Source organism: Sinorhizobium terangae, assembly GCF_029714365.1.
Classification (GTDB): Bacteria; Pseudomonadota; Alphaproteobacteria; order Rhizobiales; family Rhizobiaceae; genus Sinorhizobium; species Sinorhizobium terangae.
The window spans coordinates 1,971,032-1,989,632 of sequence record NZ_CP121659.1; the positions used below are offsets into that span (position 1 = coordinate 1,971,032).

Here is an 18,601-nt window from a genome sequence, read left to right on the forward strand (position 1 = left end):
TAAGTAACGGTGCGCCTGGCAAAAAGTCAAGCTCTCACTTAAGTGTCTGCGGGCGAGGACTATTCTGGCATCTGGAGCACATCCGGGTGCATCAGAGGCGCGTCCTTCAGCCAGATCCGTGCGCCTTCCGGGCCGATGGTCGCCGTCAGGTCGGCGCCGGCCGGCAAACGGCCCCAACTCTGTGGCTTCAGTGTTTCGCCACCGATGGTCAGCCTGCCCGAGAGGACGAGGAACTCCAACCCGCGCGTGTTTGCGACCGTGACGGTTTCGTCGGCCCGCCAGTCTTCGAGCCGGACTTCCTCCCGGCTATCATCGAACAGGATGGTCGCGGCGCTGGCGCCCGGGCGGGGCGTTGTATGTTGGCCCTCGCCGGGCTGGCGAACGATCTGGGTCTGATCCCCGTCACGGTACTGCCAGAGCCGCACGAAGATGGTGCAGCCTTCCTTCGCGGCGGGGATATGCGAGGTGCCGGGCGGATTGCGGAAGTAGCAGCCCGCCGGGTAGTCGCCATGCTCATCCTGGAAGACTCCTTCCAGCACGAGGATCTCTTCGCCGCCGCTGTGTATGTGGCGAGGGAAAGCGCTGCCTTGAGCATAGCGCACGATCGAGGTGGCGCGGGCGACCTCGCCGCCGACGCGGAAGAGCATGCGCCGGTCCACACCGGCCGCGGGACTTGGCACCCAGTCCAGCTTCGCGCCATGGACGATGACTGGTTTCGACAGGTCGTCGTTTATGCGCATGACTGATCTCCTTCATAGACATGACTTCCGGAACCTGGCGTCACCGGACTTCATCTTCTGGCAGGGCTGGCTTCTTGAGCGGCATCGTCTCGATTGGGTGCGCCCGCCGGTCAGGACACTGAAGTCGAGGGCCCTCTCGTTCTCGCAAGGCGTGCCGGTGATCGATCCGAGTACGCTGCGCTCGGCCACGACGAGATGACCGGCCGACACAGGCAACGGGTCCTTGTCCGCATCAAGCAGCACCAGCCTGCCGCACGGCGCAAGTCCCGCCATCAGTGACGATACCGCTTCCGCATTGCCGATGGTAGCGACGATGGCCTTTGCTGGCCACAACAGAACTGCTTCCATTTGATCCTGAAGGGCCCTGGATCATTTCAACACCGAGCGTCGCCAGCGACCCGGCGTCTCTCCGACATGCTGCGAAAAGACGCGGCTGAAATGGCCCTGGTCGGAGAACCCGCATTGCTCGGCGATGTCATGGAGGGACAAGGACGAATATCGAAGATGCCCTTGAGCGAGCGCGATGCGCTGTTGCGCGAGCCACTGAAGCGGCGTTGATCCCGTCGTCACCTTGAAAGCACGCGCGAAATGGCTCCTGGAAAGTCCGCATCCTTTCGCCAGTTCCTCAAGGCTGATGCTGCCGCTCACGTTCGCCATCAGCAAGTCCTTGGCACGGCGCTCCTGCCAGGGCGCGAGACCTCCTCGAGGCAGCCGTCCCTGCCCGTCGTGCACGCCATAGCTCAATGACAGATGTGACATCAACGCCATGCCGATGTGGTCGATAAACACTCGGCTGGCCGCCGCGGGCTCCTTGAATACCGGCAACAGGCACTCGCCGAGGCTGTGGACGACCGTATCGTCGAGGGCGGTGCCCCCGGCGGTCCTGAGCTCGCCGGTCGGCCTGAGCCCGTGCTCCTCCTGAAATTTTTGCAGCGCGTGCCGGGAAATGTAGAAGGAAAGACAGTCGGTACATCCAAACGCCAGCGAAGAGTGCTCCTGGTTGAGATCGCGCAAAAGGGATTGCCCAGTCACACGGGCAGACATCTGAGCGGGTCGCCCATCGATCCAATAGTGCCAGGACGGCAATTGATTTCGTTCGGTGCACACGAGGTAGGCATCGCTGGTTTCGAGCCTTACCGGCGTCCCTCCTTCGGCAAATTCTCCAATCAGCCGCGCGGCGGAAAATTCCGGCGCCTGAAAGGTCCCGAACGTCAAGATTGCCGGCTGCTCCAGGCCTGTGAACTTGCCCAGGCGAGGTGCATAGTCTTTCGCCATCCGTCCGTCCGCTGCTCTGCATGTTGCGACGAAACCCGGCCATCTGAAAATGATGATGGTCGCCCTGCCCTCGGATCGGCTGGTCCCGGAGGCGCTTGTTTTTAAAGCAAAAATTAAAGCCGTGGCAAGACCGCAGGCGTTCCCGATTTCGTTACTGCGGACGCGGCAGCAGCAGCACTGCGCCAATCTACCAAGTGCAAAGTGATCGCGGCGTCGGCGTCAAGCGTGCCACCTCGATCCTTCGCCAACACTGGCCGTCCATTCGTGGATAGACCTCTTCCGTCCATTTGGCGTTCTGTCCTAAGCGCTCTCGGTAGCGGGCCAGGCCAGCCTCGTCCTTATGGCATTCGAACCAAACAAGCACCGTCTCGCCCTCGCGGACGGGGAGTCGCGGAAAGCCATTCGTGCTCCGCTCAGTGACAAGAACAGCATCAACGCGAGCGCCGGCATCCTGCAAAACCGGAAGCGCCTCCTGGATGAAGAGCGCGGCGAATTCGTCCTCCGTTCCGGGGGCCAGAGAGCAGATAGTCGCGATGACGAGGCCTTCAGCTTCTTGCTGCTCCACCTCCTCTTTTCTCGCCCGGTTGTGGGAGAACGGCATCACGCCGCCAACAGGCTTTAGCAGCAACACGTTATCTGAGTTGAGCATCGTCTCGTTGGCAGCCGGCCCATGTTTCTTCCAGATCGCGCTCGAATAAAAGGATTTGAGCGCCTCCGTTCGGGCCTCCATGTCTGCGAAAGAGCGAACCCACACGAAGGCATCCGGATCGTCAAGATCGCGGAACTCGCCTTCGACGCGCATGCCGAGCGCTTCCTGCGGTTCGATAAATTCGTTGTCAAACAGCCCGATCAAGGCTTCCCTCCCGCCTGGACGGAGTCGGTAGCGGCGGAGTTCGAAGACGGTATGCATGGTAGCCCCACAAAAACAGGTCGATTGTCCTGTCTCAATAAGAGGACGATTGACCTGTTTTGTCAACCTGCTACTCTTGATGGAGTTTGCAAGTGGCTACCATGGCAGGAAACAAGAGAACCAATGACCCCCGCGCGGTGCGTCGCAGGATTGTCGACGCGGCCTATGATGCCTTCGTTGCTCAGGGCTACCTCGCTACGGGCATGCTGGAACTGCGGGAAAAGGCTTCAGTATCTGGTGGGGCCATGGCGCATCATTTTCCGGCAAAGCGCGAACTCGGATTGGCAGTTATCCGCGATCGGGTGGCCGAAGCCGTCCGGCAGACATGGATCGAGCCGCTTCAAACCTGTGCGGACGCGCCAGCGGCCATCGATCTCATCTTCGAAAACATCATCGGCGAACTGACGCTAAAGGGCTCGGTTTCCGGCTGCCCCCTCAATAATATGGCGATGGAGATTTCCCCGCACGATGAAGAGATGCGCGAGGCGCTGAGCGGTGTTTTCGCCGGCTGGCAGGAGGCGCTGTCGGCAAAGTTTCAGGAGGATGTCGAGTCAAAACGGGTTACCGGCATAGATCCTCGCAGCCTGGCGACACTGGTGATCGCCACCTACTCCGGTGCCATGGCGATTGCAAAAGCCAGCCAAGAGGTACGACCGTTGGTCGACTGCCGGCAGGAGCTCGCGGAACTCTTCGCATCGAAGTATCTCTCGGTTGGGTATTGAGCGGCAGCGCGCGCTCGCTACTGCGCCGCATCCACCCAGATCGTCGCCATGGGGATTTTGCACATGATGAACTGTGCTCTGGTCTGCTGGTCGGCGTCGGTTCCAAGATCGTCTTGCGGACCCGCCCGATGGTCGCCCGCATAGTGTGCCAGTTTCCGGAGCGGCGATGATTACCATTGCCCTGCTTTTGCTGATCGAGCAGGTTCAAAAAAATCTGAAGTCCAATCCCCTACCCCCGCCCGATATCGTCTCGGATCGTTTCGATCGCCAGCCATGACGGCACGGTCCGATTGCCCGACGGTGTCGCCGAGTGGCCGCTTGGACCAGGCAGTCGTCAAGGCAAACACGGCGTGGTAGATCAACGCTATACAACCAAGCTTTGTATTCATGCAACTTCATTAAGAGGAGCAGCCATGATCATTGTCTTGAACGGCTACCCTGGCGTGGGGAAGCTGACGATCGGTCAGGAACTCATATCAAAGATCTCGGGCCGGCTGCTGGACATCCATAGTGTTTACAATGTCGCTTTCGCGCTGACGGAATTCAAATCGCCGGATTTCATCGAAACCGTCGAAAAGATCGAAGCGGTCGCGCATAACCTGATTCTGAAACTTCCGGCCGAAATCCCCGTCGTACTAACGACGGTTCTTGCCGGAAGCAGCGATTGGGGCGACGCAGAGTGGCAGCGGATTGTGCGCCTTGGCCGCGAGCGGGCACCGTTCTTCGTCGTGCATCTGCACTGCGATCTTGAAGAGAACATTCGCCGTATCGAGGCAGGCGCGCGGGCCGCGATGCGGAAACCGCGCGATGCTGAAATGGCGAGGAGAAACCACATACAGGGCAAAATCCTCGCAGGTATAGATGAGACGAACTTGCTAAAGCTCGATGTGACGCGTTTGACCCCGTCAGATGCGGCGGCAAAAATTGCAGAGTGGATCCAGAGAGCCGAGGTTTGAGGCTCAACTTGGAAAGCTTACTGCATGTCTCCTTAAATCCTAGCCGATTTAAGGACAAAAACATCAGCAATTCAAAGTGCTACAGCGACCTTTGCGCGTCTGATAAGACGCGCGGCGCTGTAGTCCGCTCTGAGCTCGATCGAGCTTCACGACGTTGCGGTGGCCGTGCGCTTGGCGGACGACGCCACCGCGACGAAGGCGGCCATGCCGACTGCACCAAGGCAGGCGTTGGCCATCAAGGCGACGTCGCTTCCGAAACGCTCCATCAACACGGAGAAAACGAACGGTGCCATTGCGCCCGCAGCCAGCCGTGCGGCGGCCATGCGGCCCGTTATCGCTCCGTAGCCCGCTGACCCGAACATCCAGAGTGGCAGGGAGCCCTGCGCTACGCTGTTGATACCGGACCCAAGGCCAAGGAAGATCGCGAAAGCCACCGCCCCGGGCAGCCAGGTTCCGGACAGGCCGAGGATAAGAACGCCGGCAACGATGAGCGCGGCGGACAGCGTCGCGAGTACAGGCGGCGCCAGGTTTTTGCCGAATGCCATGTTGATCAGCCTGCTCAGGACCTGCGAGGGCCCGAACAGCGAGCCGATCACGACCGCTGCCGTCCCGAAACCGATCGCTCCCAGCATCGGAACCATGTGGGTCAGCATCGCCGAAAGCGTGAACCCCTGCAGGGCAAAAGCCAGTGACACAAGGAGCATGCCGCGCCGCCTGACCTCGACCGGAAGCGCACCGACAACCGCGTGGCCGTCCTTGCCGGTGAATTTGGCCGCTTCGGACCTCCTGCTCCGCATGATCCAATGATGAAGCGGAAGGCAGACGATCAGATTCAACACCGCGTAGGCGATGTAGATTTCCCGCCAGGAGAAATGCTCGTGAAGGCTCGCGGAGATCGGCCAGAAGATTGTCGAGGCGAAGCCCCCGATCAATGTGAGATAGGTGATACTGCGTGACGCCGCCATTGGGCGGCTTTCGACGAGCGCGGCGAAAGCCGCCTGGTATTGCACCATGCCGGATGCAACTTCCAGGAGGACGATGGAGAGTGCAAACACCGCTATCGAGGGGGACCAGGCGCACAGCAGGAGGGCGAGCGCCGAGACGGCCGAGCCAATGGTCATGATCATCGCCGCGCCCAACCGATCCATCAATCCCCCGACGAATGGAGCCGAAAGCCCGCCCGCAAACAGCGAGGCGGAAAAGATGCCGAACACCTGCTCGACGCTCAGGCCGAGGTCGCGTGCCATCCCCGGCGCCAGGATGCTGAAGCTGTAATAGAGCGTGCCGTAGCCGATGATCTGCGTGAGGCCGAGCGCGGCGACGATGGCCGCGGGGATGCCGGGCTTCATGTCAGACATTCTCGCCTTCGGCCGACGCGGAAGACACCGCGCAGCAACCATCGTCGGCGCCGGTCAATGGCGCACGCACGCTGGGGTGCCCGACGCAGCAATCCTCCATCAGGAACTTCAGCAGTTCGGCAAGCGCGTCGTAGCTGGCGCTGTAGACGATCGAGCGGGATTCGCGCCTCTGGGCAATCAGTCCGGCCCGCTCCAGCTCCTTCAGGTGGAAGGAGACGTTCGACGGCGAGACGCCCATCGTCTCCGCGATCGCGCCGGCGGCCATGCCGCCTGGACCCGCCACCACGAGTGTCCTGACGATCCCCAACCGGGTCTCCTGAGACAGTGCCGCGAATGACATCAGGGCTTGACGTTCTTCCATATTTCAAGAATCCTAAAACTATTGAAACGAGGAATAACCGAAATGACACTGATCGACAATAGCCAGCATGCGCAAAGCGACATCACACTCGGATCGCTGCTCGAGCGGCTGAAGGAAACTGCGGCCAAGCCGCTCGTCTTCGAATATGACGGAAAGATCGTCCGCCCCGGATACCACGTCACGGAAGTGAAGGCTGGCCAGTTCTCCGCCCTCGATTGCGGCGCGAACCCCGAGGCATGGACGGAAATCTTCGTCCAGTTATGGGACGTCGACGGCGGCGAACGCACGCACATGCCAGCCGGGAAGTTCTCGGCCATCATCAGGAAAGTCTCCGAACACGTCGCCCTCGACGGATCGGCCAAATTGACGTTCGAGGTCAGTGATGGCGTGAGGCCGATGCAGCTTTACTGCGCCGACGAGCCCGTCGAGCGGGACGAAGCCCTTTTGGTTCGCCTTTCGCCCCGACCCGCGAGCTGCAAACCTCGCGACCGATGGCTCGCCGAGCAGGCCACAGCCTCACAATCGAGCTGCTGCGGCCCCTCGAACACGTCGAGGTGTTGCGCATAGCGGCCGAGGCTGAGGGGTGGCGCGGCAACCGCGCCTCCACGTCCACGTTGCATCCGCGGAATTCCCTCCCTATACTCCGCCATGGAGAAGACCTTCGTATCAGCGCGGGAGGATCGGCCCGGGAAAGACTGGCTTTCCCGCTTCACAGCCGGTCGGGCCGGTGTGGAGAGCTGGTATTTCGGCCGGGCCGTCACGTCACGCCCCGCCGCGCCTACTGTCAGCGAATGTCGCGCAGCGCTTGCGCAGCACATGCCCGAGCTCCTCCCGCACTACGAGCATGTCTGCGCTCTCGTTGGCGACGACGAGCTCGCGCACCGGATGCTCAGCCACTATCGCCCCGCGCCGGAAGGCTACGGCTGCAGCCAGGCGGTCTGGCTCGGAAAAGAAGGCCCGGCGCTCATCCGCAACTTCGACTATCCGCCCGATATCGTTTCGGATCGCTTCGAGCTCACCGCGTGGTCGGGTCTCAAGGTGATCGCGAAGGCGCAGCGCCCCTGGGGAGGCTGCGTCGACGGAATGAACGAGGAAGGGCTGGTCGCGAGCGTAACGCTTGGTGGCGGCCGCCTCCAGGGCCGCGGCTTTTCGATCATTCTCATGGTCCGCTACGTGCTCGAAACCTGCCGTCGCGTCAGTGAGGCCGTAGAGACTCTTTGCCGTATCCCGGTGGCGCTTGCGCAGAACGTGACACTGCTCGATCGATCGGGCACATACGCGACCCTCTTCCTCGGCCCCGGCCAGCGGCCGGTCATCACCCGCCTCAAGGCATGCGCCAACCATCAGCGCTCCGAACGGGCCCCGCCAAATTCGCTGGCGCGGCAGCGCGCGCTCCTGCAGGCGCTGGACGAACCTTCGATGTCGCTCGAAGGCCTGACCGACCGCTTCCTACAGCCGCCGGTCCATGCGCGAAACCCGCGCTTCCCGACCCTCTACACCGCCGTCTACCGGCCCGAGGACGGCCGGGTGGATTATGTCTGGCCCGGAAAGCGCTGGCCCCTGCGGTTCGCGGATTTTGAAGCAGGCGAGTACACCCATCACTATGGAGACTGAAAGGTGAGACATGCACGGCGCCGACGCACCCTGGCTTTGCGCCAACGCCGGACTCACCGTCACTCCCATATCCATCCTCGGGGCTTGACCCTCGAGGATGACGGACGACGTCGGCGGCGGAACGCTGAACCATGCCGCCCCACTGCGCCAAGTTTCACCCGCAGCAGATGACACATGGCCCGGTCGGTTGCCGGGCCATGTGGTTTGCAGTTGCCGGGCTTCAGGCCCAGTAGTTATATTCGAGCTGGACGGCGACAGTGGAGCCGTTCGCGACCTGCTGGCTGAACGTACCATTGAACGCGATCGTTCCGTCGGTGAAATCGGCGTCGCTGAGGACCACCGTCTTGGAATACGGGTTCAGCGTTTCTGTTGTGCTGCTGTTCGACTCGGTGCCGACAATGCTGAACGAGCCACTGTCGACCGTGCCCCCGAGGCTCTCTCTTACGCTGTTCAGATCGGCATCCCCGCTCACGGTGACGATGCCATCGAAACCGTCCACATCCACCGTGAAAGAGCCCGAAAACGACCGTTCGGTGATATCGCCGCCGATTTTCTGGAAGGTGAAGGACTCGGTACCGGTGTAGATGTCCGCAGAACCGGCTATTTCGATGGTCAATGCATTGGTGGTCGTGCCGCCCTGGCCATCCTCGATGGTGTAATTGACGACCACCGTGAGCGTCTCGCCGAGCTTCAGATCGATTGCCCCTCCGGGCTGGAGATCCGGGTGCGACGTATCGACCGTTACGATGTTGTCGACGACAGTGATGTAGGCGGGAGGTGTCGTGGACCCCGCATCGCCGTCAACCGAAAAACTCAGGCTGCCGGCGACGACGGAAAGCGTATCGCCATCCGGATCGGAAGCGGTTGCAAGGAGGTCGATCGGAGACGCAGCAACGTCTTCGGTCAGTTCCTTCAGGATCGGTTCGGCACTCGGAGGCTGGTTGTCGCTGGACCAGCCGGCATCGTAGTCGGCCGGCTCCTGCGTATCCGTGTAGAACTCCCGGGTATGATAGATCGTGTCGAGCTTCTTGCCGCTCGCCTGCACCGTCGACCAGGTTTCGGTGTCGATACCGGTGAGGATCGCGGTCAGGTCGATCTCAACGCCGTTGACCAGCATCGTCGGTGCCGGATCCGTGATGCTGGCGCCGTCGACAGGGCCGAGCTTGCTCTGGGCGGCTGCGAAAAGGTCCGAAAGCGTGAAATCCCCGGCGATGACCGCAGCCTTTACGGCAAGCGCGTCATCAACCGAAAGGCCGCCCTGATTGGCCAGGAAGCCGATGTAGTCGGCGACGGTTACATCTTGCAGCGCTTCCGTGAGCGCGTCGGTGTAGCTCGACGAGAGCTGCCCCTGCGCGGACTGGCTGAGACTGGAGTCATACGACCCGTCCGTCATGAAGCTTGTCGTGAAGAAACTCATTCTACTTGCCCCCTAACCCCCGTTGCTGGTGCATCGATCGATGCAACCTGTTTGAATGCGTTGAAAAAATTCAGTTACCTTTCCCATCCCCTTGAGCGCCCCGCGTTCTTTAAGATTTGGGAAATTCGTCGCGACGAAATCGCGTTCTCGAAGAGGGTGGGAAACCGGCCGATGTCGGCCGGTTTCCCCTCGCTGAAGCCGGAGCCCCTCATCGGGCGAAAACTACTCATACGCCTCGCCCTCCCCGACCAGCGCTTCTCAAATGGCTGGCCCGGCAAACATCTTGAAAACTTATTTTGATTCCCCCGAGCCGCGCTCACGCCGAGCATCAGCTACTGCAGTAGAATCCCCTATCCCCTTCTACCTCTTACCATATTCCATAGTTCAGGAAACGAATATTTCTGAGTAGTACTGTAACCCGAAAGAAGTATATTAAGCCGTCTCGCATTTCAGCCATTTGAAGGTCAGACAATCTATATCGAAGTGCTTTCCGCTTGTCGTTAGCCCTGCGTCCGGGAAATTATCACCGCGTACATTCTCGTTCTGTGGCGGCAGGAAATGACGCGCGCTAGTCGGCCGCGCAGCACCAGCAACAGGTTACGTTACATTTACCGGCAGATTTTTGCTCTGCTGTAGCCCAGAACTCCCTCATTCCTGTGCTCCTCACAGCTGCCAGCCACGGCGCGCCCGCGTCGTGAATGGCGAGGTTTCAGCGCTTCGGCCAGGCGCTACCAATTGCCGGGATCTGCGGTGTGATCGACGCTGGCGAACTCGTCCGCCTTTTCCCGCTCCAGCGTCAGACTGGTGGTGATCCTTGTCTCATCCGTGACCGAATAATTGAGCGGCGCCGGCTCTTTGGTCAGCTGTTGATACATGAGCAAGGCGGCCTCCTCGGCCGTGTCTGCCTCGAACTTTTCTGTGACGGTGACTGTGAACTGGTGCATAGCCCTGACCTCGTCTGTGCTGATTTCGACGCCTCGCGCTTAGATATAGAGCCAGAAATGGACGCCCTCCGGTCAAGGCGACACTCTAGCATCAGACGGCGAGAACGTCTCGAAGCGGCCCAACTCGCCCACATCAGCATGACGCCCCTTGGGTACCCCGCCGATCATCGCTCTCACAGACAGCGCCCGAAGTGGGCGGTTGGAACAATCGGCATAGTGCTCGATTACAGCTCACAAGTCTTCCAACGACGCAGGTGTGCGATGTCCAAAAACCCCACAAAGCCGTCGCCGGCAGCCATCGAGCCGCGCAAGGGAACTCCAAGTCCGAGACTCGCGGAGACCGAATTTCGCCGCCGCTTCCTCAGCCGGTTTCAGGATCCGGCATTCGATAGCCTTCGATCCGAACTGGACAAGATCGCTTCGGCGGCATGGGACGCCTATGAGCATCAGCGAAAATCGCCGCGCACCCGCAAGGCTGGTGCTGCGTTCAGCGATGCGGAATACGAGCTGTCCGTGGATTGGCTTGCGGCGCGCGATGCGGTTCATGCCGCGCAAGAGCGTTATATGGACGCCGATGGTCCGGCGCGCATCCTGTTGATTTCCGGGTCGTCCCGTAGCGAACACACCTGTCCCGGCGAAATGTCGAAATCCTACCGACTGATGAAGATCGCGCAGGAGACGATGGACCAGGCGGCTGGGGTGAAGACGACCGTGCTGGAGTTGCATCGTCTCGCTTCGGAATACGGACGAACGATCCACCCCTGCAAGGCATGCTTCTCCACTTCTCCCGCGCTCTGTCACTGGCCGTGCTCCTGCTATCCGAACTATTCGCTCGGGCAGGTCGACGACTGGATGAACGAGATCTATCCGATGTGGGTCGAGGCACACGGCATCCTGATCGTGACGCCGGTGAACTGGTATCACGTCTCCTCGCCGGTAAAACTGATGATGGACCGGTTGGTTTGCGCCGACGGCGGCAACCCCGATCCGACCCTGACGAAGGGCAAGGATGCGAAGCTCGCCAAGGCGATCGAGCTCGAAGGCTGGAACTATCCTCGACATCTGGCCGGGCGACTTTTTTCCGTAATCGTGCATGGCGACGTGGAGGGTGTCGAGAACGTTCGGCGCAGCCTGTCGGATTGGCTTTGCTACATGCACCTCGAACCGGCCGGCCCTTTGGCGGAACTGGATCGCTACATCGGCTACTGGAAACCCTACGCATCGAGCCACGAGGAGCTCGATGCCGACGAGGCTGTGCAGGAAGAGGTCCGCAACGCCGCCCGGACATTGGTCGAAGCGGTCGCGGCCAAGCGGTCGGGAAAGCTGGCTTCGGCCGGAGGAGAGCTTTCGCAACCTCGACAGAAATAAGCGGAGCGGGTTCGCGTCCATTTGGTCGGAGCCTCGGTGCAGGCGACATCACGCTCCAGCCACGACGCCCTACTGCATGTCGCCTTTGATCGTAACCGATTAAAGGACAAGAACATGCAGCAATTCAAAGTGCTACAGCGCCCTTTGCGCGTCTAAAAAGACGCGCGGCGCTGTAGCGCTGTGAACTCGCTTTTCAGGAGAACGCGAAGCCTTGTCATCAAGCGGGCAGGAGGCCCCTTGCCGTGCCGTCAGTCCGTGAACTCGACGACGACCCCCGGCTTGACCATCCCCGCCAGTTCCTCGGCGTCCCAGTTTGCCAGCCGCACGCATCCGTGTGAGCCCACCTTGTCGACGAGCGAGGGTTCCGGCGTGCCGTGAATCCCATAGGTTGGCTTGGTCAGATCGATCCAGACGCTGCCCACCGGGCCGTTGGGACCGCCGGGCAGTGTCAGGCGCTTGGTGTTATCGCCCTGCTTGAAGTTGATTTTCGGGTTGTAGACGTAGACGGGCTGTCGAGCGACCCCTTTCACCTTGTGCGTTCCGGAAGGCGAAGGTGTCTCTTCGCTGCCGATCGTGGCAGGATAGGCGGCAATCAGCGAGCCGTCGTCCGCGAACGCCGCGACCTGGCCCGCTCGCCTGCGCGCCTCGATCCGCTTGACCTTGCCCTTGCCCGACTTCGAGGCGCCGGGCATTGCAACCGACACCCTGTCCCCGACGGCGAACGCCGAGCCCGGATTGAGCGCCTTCAAGAGGTCGATGTCCATGTGGAATCGCTCCGACAGCCTCTCCGCCACGCTCGTATATCCGAGGTGCTTCATCTCGGCCTGCTTGGCGTAGTCTGCGGGAATGCGCTCGACGAGTTCCTCGGCATCCTCCTTGGTAACGACGTAGGGCTCGATGACCGGCTTTTCGTCGGGAAGCCGGCCAATAACTTCGGGGTCCGGCTTTCCATCCACGGGAAGGCGTTGCATGGCTTCGAACCCGGCGATCGCCTTAGTGACATTCTCGCCATAGTAGCCGTCGATCACTCCGGGAGACGAACCCGCGCGGTCCAAAAGAACCTGGAGATGGACGATGGCCGGATCCGGTCGCGGCGAGGCCTTGGACGGTCGTTCGGGCGGGATCGAGGCGAGCGCAGCCTTGTTGATGGCTTCCGGCTTAAGCTCCCCGGCATCGACGGAGCCGCAGAGGCCCAATGTCAGCGATGCTGCTAGAAAAGCTATGTTCTTCATGAAGACCACAAATCCGCAGCGGCCGAACTTGTTCCGCCAGATGGTTGCAGTCCTGGAAGCGGGAACGTCGGGCGGCCCTACCGCATACTCGGCCGCCGGGAGTTCGCGCGTCGTAGCAGCTCCTCACCGTCCCGGCTGCACTCCCCTCTGCCCGGCCGGGCAGAGGGGAGTATCGACACTCGCGTCCCCGATTTCGCCATTGCAAGCTGATCGGATCACGCTCTAAACAGACGTGAGCTCCGCCGGGCAGCTTTCCCGATCAGAGGCGATCGGTCGACGCTGTAGACGGACCCGAAGCAAGGACGAATGGACATGTCCGAAACCCGCCGCAAGCTGACGACGATCTTCTCGGCCGACGTCCAGGATTATTCGCGCCTGATGGGGGCGGACGAGGAAGGCACGCTCGCGACCCTGAAGCGCTACCGCGATGCCATGGCGCGGCTGATCGAGGTGCATGGCGGCCGGGTCGTCAACACCTGGGGCGACGGGCTAATCGCCGAATTCCCGAGCGTGGTCGAGGCGGTGCGCGCCGCGGTCGATGTGCAGAACGAGCTCGCCGGTCTTAACGCCGATCGGCCGAGCGAGACGCAGATGCGCTTTCGCATCGGCATCAATCTCGGCGACGTGATCGCCGAGGGCGACGACCTCTACGGCGACGGCGTCAATATCGCCGCCCGCCTGCAGGCCACGGCATCCGCCGGCGGCATCGTCATCTCCAACACCGTCTACGACCAGGTGCGCAACAAGGTCGCTGTCAGCTTCGACTTCCTCGGCCAGCTCGAGGTGAAGAACATCGAGGGCGGCGTCGCGAGCTACGCGGTCAGGATCGGCAACCGGGAGGATGGTGGACGGGACGGGCAACCCACTTCCGACGCAGCACGGTCACGGGCGCCCACCGGGACAAGCACAGCGTCTCAAGGCTCGGGACCAGCGGCACCCGCCGGCACCTGGGGCCGACGATCCGGTGCCGGAGCCGCCCGGCCGCAAGCGCCTTCCGAGACCTCTCCCGCAGCGCCCCGCGCCCGCAAGTTCGCGGTCTTCGCCATTCTCGCCGCCGCGGTCGTCGCGATAAACCTCCTCACCTGGGACGGCGTGCTCTGGGCCGTCTGGCCGTTGCTCGGCTTTGCGATCGTCTACGCCCTGCTCTGGCTGCGCCGGAGAACGGATATCGACCGCGTCTTCGGCCTGCTTGCTCTCGCCGCCCTCATCGTCATCGCCGTCAACCTCCTCACCTTCGACGGAACTTTCTGGGCCGTCTGGCCGCTCCTCGGCCTATCGATCGCCGCCGCGCTCCGCTGGGTCCTGCGCCGGGGCTGAGCTGCGGTCCAATCGGAGACCGGGCAGCCGAGACGATTTTGGTTCTCGTGTCGAGACCGGGCGAACTGTTGAGAGGGCGGACGGGCGCAGTAGTCCTTGGAGTTTTTTCGAAGGTACCAAGAAAAAGCCCCGGTAGGGGAACCCGGGGCTCCGAGGTCTTTCGCCCATTGGGAGGGGCCAGGCGTGGGCGAAATGCGGGAGGAAAATTTCCCGTCTGATTTGAGTTTGCCACCGGAGCACCGCATCTCAAAGTAGCGAAAATTAGCCACGCCTTGCGGAGGCATTCTTCGACGCGCCCGGGAGATCCCAACCGCCTGGGCTATAGCTACTCCTATGCCTGTCAAAAGGTGTCCAGTAGCGCCGCGGCCGCGGCGCGGAGGACCTTCACGTTCGATCGCCCTCGCCTGTCACAAGCACGGGAATGACGATCACCGCAAGGGAACTCAGCTGGCAGCGGAGGTCCGCTCAAGAGCGCTCCAATCGAACGCGCGCGCCCAGTCGGCAAAGCTGTGCCAGTGAACCTCCGGAAACTCCCGGCGCAATGCCGCGACATCGGCGTCGTAGCCGACGCGGTCGAACCATTCGAACATACGCGCCGCATCCTCGTTTTGCTGGCGAGCCACATCGATCGGGATTTCTTGGTAGTTGATGGTGCGACCAATCGCTTGCGAGAGGATTTTCGCCTGTTCCTCGCCGGACAGTTCGTCCCCGGCAACATCAAAGCGCGTGCCGAACACATGCTCGCGCCGCTCGACAAGGGCGGCAACGAAGGCGCCGATATCCGCAAGGGCCACAAGCTGCAGGAAGCGACGGGCGGGCATTGCGAAGGCGTAGGTGCCCTGGCGCAGTGCATCGATCGACCACGGAGCGACGATATTCTCCATGAAGGCGACCGGCGCGCTGATCGTGTAAGGGATGCCGAGCCCGGCGACATGCTTCTCGACGAGATACTTGCTTTCGAAGTGGGGAATGCCCGTCTTCTTGTCGGCATCGGCCACGGAAGAATAGATCAGGTGCCCGACGCCGGCGGCCTTCGCCGCATCGGCGGCAATGATCCCCTGGCGGGTCTCGTCCTCCGTGCCCGCCTCATAGCTGTTGCCCATCAGGTACATGGCGTCGACGTGGCTTGCGGCCTTTTGAATGGAGGCCGCGTCACCGAGATCGCCGGCCACGACATCCGCACCCGCCGACGCCAGTTGCCGCGCGGCATCGCTGTCCGGCTTGCGGGTCAACGCCTTGACGCGGTGTCCTCTGGTGAGCAGTGCATGCGCGACGGCGCCTCCCTGCTGGCCGGTGGCGCCGGTGACGAGAACGTTTCGCTTGGTGGTCATGTGTCCGCTCCTTTGTTTTCAATAAGAGCAAAGCTAGGGCCTGCCGCATTGGTCCATAATGGCCTATAATTGGAAAACTTTGTCCCACAGCAGGATACAATGCTCGATCTCAACGATATCGTGGTGTTCGCTCGCGTCGTCGAAGCCGGCAGTTTTACCGCTGCGGCACGCCAGCTCCGCATGCCCAAGACGACCGTCAGCCGCCGCATTGCCGCGCTCGAGCGTGAGGTCGGTGTCCGCTTGCTCCAGCGTACGACGCGCAGCCTCAACATGACCGACGCCGGGCGTCTCTATTATGAGCAGAGCAGCCAGGCGCTCAGGACGATCGAGGAAGCGAATCTACGCCTCGCGGAAGCGAGGGCGGAGCCGTCAGGCACAATTCGCATTTCCGCTCCTGTCGGCTTCGGCGGCCATTTCCTTACCCGCGCAGTGGTCGACTTTCTTGCAATGTATCCGAAAACCAAGGTCGAACTGCGCCTGACCGACGAAAGTCTCAACCTGGTCGAAAACGGAATCGATCTCGCTTTCCGCACCGGCATCCTTGCAGACTCTACCCTGATCGCCCGCAAGCTGGGATCCACGCACAGGCTCCTGTGCGCCAGCCCGGACTATGTCGCGCACTCAGGGGTTCCCGACGGACCGGCGGACCTCACCCGCCACGAGTGCGTCATCGCAGGCCCCTCCGCTGCCAGCGCGCACTGGATGCTGGACGGGCCGCACGGCCAGGAAGCGGTCACCGTGGCAGGACGCTTCGCCGCCAATGAAATGCAGGCGGTCGTTGCCGCCGCGATCGCCGGCTACGGCATCGCCCAGGTGCCCCAAAGGATGGCCGAGGGGCTTATCAACGACGGGCGGTTGCGTCGCGTTCTTCACGATTACACGACGCCGGCCGGTGGCCTCTATGTCCTGTACCCGAGCAGCCGGCACCTTTCGCCGCTGGTCAAGGCGTTCATTGAGCTTGCAGCGGAGCGATGGTCCGCCGCCGGAACCGGCGAGACCGACAAGGGCGTGGCCGTGTTGGCCTGAGGCGCCCGAAAGGATGCAATCGTGCTGTCGCGGGCGCGAGCGCCGGCCGGACCGAGAGGTCGCCGGCACAAGGTATGCGTGTCCGCTTTTGCTCGACCGGAGCGCGCAGACGTTGTATATTCATGCCGGCTCCACGCGACGGGGATGTCATCATGGCCTTGGAGGATGAGAAGTCCAGCCTGTTGATCGGCAAGGTCGGCGGATTGATCTTTGTCGTGATCGGTTTCCTGCTGGCTGCGTCAGGCTACCGCTATGGGGCGGCAGGATACATGGCCGCGGGCGTCGTTTTCATCGCGATAGGCATCATGCTGCTGATGGGCAAGGTCCTCGGTCGCAATCAACACAAATAGACCTACGGCGCCGCGCGTCTTTTCAGGCGCGCAAAGGTCGCCGTAGCACTTTGAATGACTACATGTTTTTAGATCGGATCCGATTTGAGGATTAGGCTGCCAGCCGGCAGTCTGGGCAATGTTCCGGCAGGTGAGTGAAGCTTGGCGGCGGCGTAACTACGGGCGTCGCATGCCGTCCGATCTTCGTTTGGTAATCATCGCGAGGGGGGAATGTCATGTTCGACTGCTCGGCGGCAACGACGGCTCCACCCGACCACATTGGATGCCTCTGCCACAGGCCCGAAATCCGATACATTGCCGAGCGCGTCAAGCTTGGCTTTTCCCGGCGCACTTTCATGACCGGAGTGGCAGCAATGGTGACCGGTGTCGGCCTGGGAACAACCGCGTCGGCGCAGTTGCAGTCGCCTCCCCCTGCGCCGGCTCGACCGATCCTCTTCACCAACATCCGCCTCTTCGATGGTACCTCCCCGACCCTTCGCGAGGGTGTAAAGGTGCTCGTCGAAGGCAACAGGATCAAATCGGTGGAGGATGGCGGCGCGCCCGCGGAAGCGCTGACGATAGACGGCGCCGGCGGCGTGTTGATGCCGGGGCTGATCGACGCCCACACGCATCTCGCCTTCTCGACGATTCCCCTGGCGGTGGCGCTGACCGCCGATCCCAGTTATCTGGCGTTGCGCTCCGCGCGCGCTGCCGGCGACTTCCTGATGCAGGGCTTCACCACCGCACGGGATGTCGGTGGGCCCGTGTTCGCGCTGAAGCGGGCGATCGACGATGGCACGATCGTCGGTCCCCGCATCTGGCCGGCCGGTGCGATGATCTCGCAAACGTCCGGCCACGGAGACTTTCGCACCGTTCACGATCTGCCCCGCGAAGATGGCGACCGGCTGCATTTTTCCGAGCGCAGCGGCGCGGCTGCCATCGCCGATGGGGTCGACGAGGTGCTGCGGCGAACGCGCGAGCAACTTTTCCAGGGTGCGAGCCAAATAAAGGTGATGGCGGGCGGCGGCGTCACCTCCGACCATGATCCGCTCGACTCCACGCAATATACCGAAGCAGAGCTCCGCGCCGCGGTCGAGGCGGCGGCGGGGTGGAACACGTACGTGACGGTGCACGCCTACACGCCAAAAGCCATCCGCCTGGCGATCGCGGCGGGTGTCAAATGCATCGAGCACGGGCATCTTGCCGACGAGGACTCCGCCAGGCTGATGGCGGAGAAGAGCATCTGGTGGAGCCTTCAGCCGTTTCTGGATGACGAGGACGCGGCACCATTTCCGGAGGGGTCGCCGCAACGCTTTTCCCAGATGCAGGTCATCAGCGGCACGGACACAGCTTTCGAGCTTGCGAAGAAGCACGGGGTCAAGACGGCTTTCGGCACCGACACGTTATTTTCGGAAAGGATCGCGGCCCGCCAGGGAGCGCAGCTCGCCAAGCTCATCCGGTGGCATGCGCCGGCTGAAGTACTCAAGATGGCGACTGCGGACAATGCGGAACTGCTTGCCCTCTCGGGGCCGCGGAGCCCCTATACCGGCAAGCTCGGCGTCATCGAAGCGGACGCGCTCGCCGATCTGCTGCTGGTCGGTGGCGACCCGCTGGCCGACATCTCACTGATCGCCGACCGAAACAATCTGAAGGTCATCATGAAGGACGGTCGGATCTACAAGAATACCCTTTGATCGATGC

Annotated in this window: 19 protein-coding genes; 9 read left to right on the forward strand and 10 right to left on the reverse strand. The window is 62.0% G+C overall.

Going from position 1 to position 18,601, the window contains the following annotated elements; all coding sequences use genetic code 11:
- Positions 1-59: 59 nt before the first annotated feature.
- From QA637_RS09440 to QA637_RS09455, 4 genes are all read right to left on the reverse strand, one after another.
- Positions 60-740 carry a cupin domain-containing protein gene (locus QA637_RS09440; RefSeq protein ID WP_283064838.1) on the reverse strand — a complete coding sequence of 227 codons (681 nt, stop codon included), beginning with the start codon at positions 738-740 and terminating at the stop codon, positions 60-62.
- A 12-nt stretch (positions 741-752) separates the two neighbouring features.
- Positions 753-1,088: an MDR/zinc-dependent alcohol dehydrogenase-like family protein gene (locus tag QA637_RS09445; protein WP_283064840.1), complete on the reverse strand. Its 336-nt coding sequence runs from the start codon at positions 1,086-1,088 to the stop codon at positions 753-755.
- A gap of 21 nt (positions 1,089-1,109) precedes the next feature.
- Positions 1,110-2,015 (reverse strand): helix-turn-helix domain-containing protein, encoded by a 906-nt coding sequence (locus tag QA637_RS09450; RefSeq protein ID WP_283064841.1) that lies wholly within the window; start codon positions 2,013-2,015, stop codon positions 1,110-1,112.
- 187 nt (positions 2,016-2,202) lie between these two features.
- Positions 2,203-2,868, reverse strand: coding sequence for an NIPSNAP family protein (locus QA637_RS09455; protein ID WP_283064842.1), 666 nt, complete (start codon positions 2,866-2,868; stop codon positions 2,203-2,205).
- A gap of 158 nt (positions 2,869-3,026) precedes the next feature.
- Between QA637_RS09455 and QA637_RS09460 the strand changes: the two genes are divergently transcribed.
- Entirely contained in the window at positions 3,027-3,647 is a 621-nt protein-coding gene (locus QA637_RS09460; protein WP_153442745.1) for a TetR/AcrR family transcriptional regulator, read from the forward strand.
- A 413-nt stretch (positions 3,648-4,060) separates the two neighbouring features.
- Positions 4,061-4,603 (forward strand): AAA family ATPase, encoded by a 543-nt coding sequence (locus QA637_RS09465; protein WP_153442836.1) that lies wholly within the window; start codon positions 4,061-4,063, stop codon positions 4,601-4,603.
- 146 nt (positions 4,604-4,749) lie between these two features.
- Here the strand turns inward: QA637_RS09465 and arsK are convergent, their stop codons facing one another.
- Together arsK and QA637_RS09475 are read right to left on the reverse strand one after the other, a co-directional pair.
- Positions 4,750-5,952, reverse strand: a complete 1,203-nt coding sequence (gene arsK, locus QA637_RS09470; RefSeq protein ID WP_283064941.1) for an arsenite efflux MFS transporter ArsK — start codon at positions 5,950-5,952, stop codon at positions 4,750-4,752.
- A 1-nt stretch (position 5,953) separates the two neighbouring features.
- On the reverse strand, positions 5,954-6,322 hold the full coding sequence (locus QA637_RS09475; protein WP_153442743.1) for an ArsR/SmtB family transcription factor: 369 nt from the start codon (positions 6,320-6,322) through the stop codon (positions 5,954-5,956).
- A gap of 42 nt (positions 6,323-6,364) precedes the next feature.
- On the opposite strand from QA637_RS09475, the gene QA637_RS09480 reads away from it, so the two are divergent.
- Both QA637_RS09480 and QA637_RS09485 read left to right on the forward strand, forming a co-directional pair.
- A complete protein-coding gene (locus QA637_RS09480) occupies positions 6,365-6,889 on the forward strand; it encodes a DUF6428 family protein (RefSeq protein WP_153442741.1) in 525 nt (174 codons plus the stop codon).
- Positions 6,890-6,970: 81 nt separating this feature from the next.
- On the forward strand, positions 6,971-7,936 hold the full coding sequence (locus QA637_RS09485) for a C45 family autoproteolytic acyltransferase/hydrolase (RefSeq protein ID WP_153442739.1): 966 nt from the start codon (positions 6,971-6,973) through the stop codon (positions 7,934-7,936).
- Between the two features lie 220 nt (positions 7,937-8,156).
- On the opposite strand, the gene QA637_RS09490 is transcribed toward QA637_RS09485, so the two are convergent.
- Together QA637_RS09490 and QA637_RS09495 are read right to left on the reverse strand one after the other, a co-directional pair.
- Positions 8,157-9,353 carry a hypothetical protein gene (locus QA637_RS09490; RefSeq protein WP_153442738.1) on the reverse strand — a complete coding sequence of 399 codons (1,197 nt, stop codon included), beginning with the start codon at positions 9,351-9,353 and terminating at the stop codon, positions 8,157-8,159.
- Between the two features lie 728 nt (positions 9,354-10,081).
- The gene (locus tag QA637_RS09495; protein ID WP_153442736.1) at positions 10,082-10,297 is read right to left on the reverse strand and encodes a hypothetical protein; all 216 of its coding nucleotides are present in this window, start codon (positions 10,295-10,297) and stop codon (positions 10,082-10,084) included.
- Positions 10,298-10,558: 261 nt separating this feature from the next.
- Here QA637_RS09495 and QA637_RS09500 point away from each other — a divergent pair, with 261 nt between their 5' ends.
- Positions 10,559-11,665 (forward strand): flavodoxin family protein, encoded by a 1,107-nt coding sequence (locus tag QA637_RS09500; RefSeq protein WP_153442734.1) that lies wholly within the window; start codon positions 10,559-10,561, stop codon positions 11,663-11,665.
- Positions 11,666-11,913: 248 nt separating this feature from the next.
- Here the strand turns inward: QA637_RS09500 and QA637_RS09505 are convergent, their stop codons facing one another.
- Positions 11,914-12,897, reverse strand: coding sequence for a L,D-transpeptidase family protein (locus tag QA637_RS09505; protein ID WP_153442733.1), 984 nt, complete (start codon positions 12,895-12,897; stop codon positions 11,914-11,916).
- A 312-nt stretch (positions 12,898-13,209) separates the two neighbouring features.
- On the opposite strand from QA637_RS09505, the gene QA637_RS09510 reads away from it, so the two are divergent.
- Positions 13,210-14,214, forward strand: coding sequence for an adenylate/guanylate cyclase domain-containing protein (locus tag QA637_RS09510; RefSeq protein ID WP_153442731.1), 1,005 nt, complete (start codon positions 13,210-13,212; stop codon positions 14,212-14,214).
- Positions 14,215-14,657: 443 nt separating this feature from the next.
- On the opposite strand, the gene QA637_RS09515 is transcribed toward QA637_RS09510, so the two are convergent.
- Positions 14,658-15,545: an NmrA/HSCARG family protein gene (locus QA637_RS09515; protein WP_153442729.1), complete on the reverse strand. Its 888-nt coding sequence runs from the start codon at positions 15,543-15,545 to the stop codon at positions 14,658-14,660.
- 99 nt (positions 15,546-15,644) lie between these two features.
- Here QA637_RS09515 and QA637_RS09520 point away from each other — a divergent pair, with 99 nt between their 5' ends.
- The 3 genes from QA637_RS09520 to QA637_RS09530 all read left to right on the forward strand — a co-directional run bounded on the left by QA637_RS09520 (position 15,645) and on the right by QA637_RS09530 (position 18,594).
- A complete protein-coding gene (locus QA637_RS09520; protein WP_153442728.1) occupies positions 15,645-16,571 on the forward strand; it encodes a LysR family transcriptional regulator in 927 nt (308 codons plus the stop codon).
- Between the two features lie 152 nt (positions 16,572-16,723).
- Positions 16,724-16,921 (forward strand): hypothetical protein, encoded by a 198-nt coding sequence (locus QA637_RS09525; protein WP_153442726.1) that lies wholly within the window; start codon positions 16,724-16,726, stop codon positions 16,919-16,921.
- Positions 16,922-17,136: 215 nt separating this feature from the next.
- Positions 17,137-18,594, forward strand: coding sequence for a metal-dependent hydrolase family protein (locus QA637_RS09530; RefSeq protein ID WP_283061266.1), 1,458 nt, complete (start codon positions 17,137-17,139; stop codon positions 18,592-18,594).
- Positions 18,595-18,601 lie beyond the last annotated feature (7 nt).

Bases quoted from the DNA above. Each gene is read 5' to 3' on its own strand.
- QA637_RS09440 (WP_283064838.1), bottom strand. From the start codon at position 740: ATGCGCATAAACGACGACCTGTCGAAACCAGTCATCGTCCATGGCGCG.
- QA637_RS09445 (WP_283064840.1), bottom strand. From the start codon at position 1,088: ATGGAAGCAGTTCTGTTGTGGCCAGCAAAGGCCATCGTCGCTACCATC.
- QA637_RS09450 (WP_283064841.1), bottom strand. From the start codon at position 2,015: ATGGCGAAAGACTATGCACCTCGCCTGGGCAAGTTCACAGGCCTGGAG.
- QA637_RS09460 (WP_153442745.1), top strand. From the start codon at position 3,027: ATGGCAGGAAACAAGAGAACCAATGACCCCCGCGCGGTGCGTCGCAGG.
- QA637_RS09465 (WP_153442836.1), top strand. From the start codon at position 4,061: ATGATCATTGTCTTGAACGGCTACCCTGGCGTGGGGAAGCTGACGATC.
- arsK (WP_283064941.1), bottom strand. From the start codon at position 5,952: ATGAAGCCCGGCATCCCCGCGGCCATCGTCGCCGCGCTCGGCCTCACG.
- QA637_RS09475 (WP_153442743.1), bottom strand. From the start codon at position 6,322: ATGGAAGAACGTCAAGCCCTGATGTCATTCGCGGCACTGTCTCAGGAG.
- QA637_RS09480 (WP_153442741.1), top strand. From the start codon at position 6,365: ATGACACTGATCGACAATAGCCAGCATGCGCAAAGCGACATCACACTC.
- QA637_RS09485 (WP_153442739.1), top strand. From the start codon at position 6,971: ATGGAGAAGACCTTCGTATCAGCGCGGGAGGATCGGCCCGGGAAAGAC.
- QA637_RS09490 (WP_153442738.1), bottom strand. From the start codon at position 9,353: ATGAGTTTCTTCACGACAAGCTTCATGACGGACGGGTCGTATGACTCC.
- QA637_RS09495 (WP_153442736.1), bottom strand. From the start codon at position 10,297: ATGCACCAGTTCACAGTCACCGTCACAGAAAAGTTCGAGGCAGACACG.
- QA637_RS09500 (WP_153442734.1), top strand. From the start codon at position 10,559: ATGTCCAAAAACCCCACAAAGCCGTCGCCGGCAGCCATCGAGCCGCGC.
- QA637_RS09505 (WP_153442733.1), bottom strand. From the start codon at position 12,897: ATGAAGAACATAGCTTTTCTAGCAGCATCGCTGACATTGGGCCTCTGC.
- QA637_RS09510 (WP_153442731.1), top strand. From the start codon at position 13,210: ATGTCCGAAACCCGCCGCAAGCTGACGACGATCTTCTCGGCCGACGTC.
- QA637_RS09515 (WP_153442729.1), bottom strand. From the start codon at position 15,545: ATGACCACCAAGCGAAACGTTCTCGTCACCGGCGCCACCGGCCAGCAG.
- QA637_RS09520 (WP_153442728.1), top strand. From the start codon at position 15,645: ATGCTCGATCTCAACGATATCGTGGTGTTCGCTCGCGTCGTCGAAGCC.
- QA637_RS09525 (WP_153442726.1), top strand. From the start codon at position 16,724: ATGGCCTTGGAGGATGAGAAGTCCAGCCTGTTGATCGGCAAGGTCGGC.
- QA637_RS09530 (WP_283061266.1), top strand. From the start codon at position 17,137: ATGTTCGACTGCTCGGCGGCAACGACGGCTCCACCCGACCACATTGGA.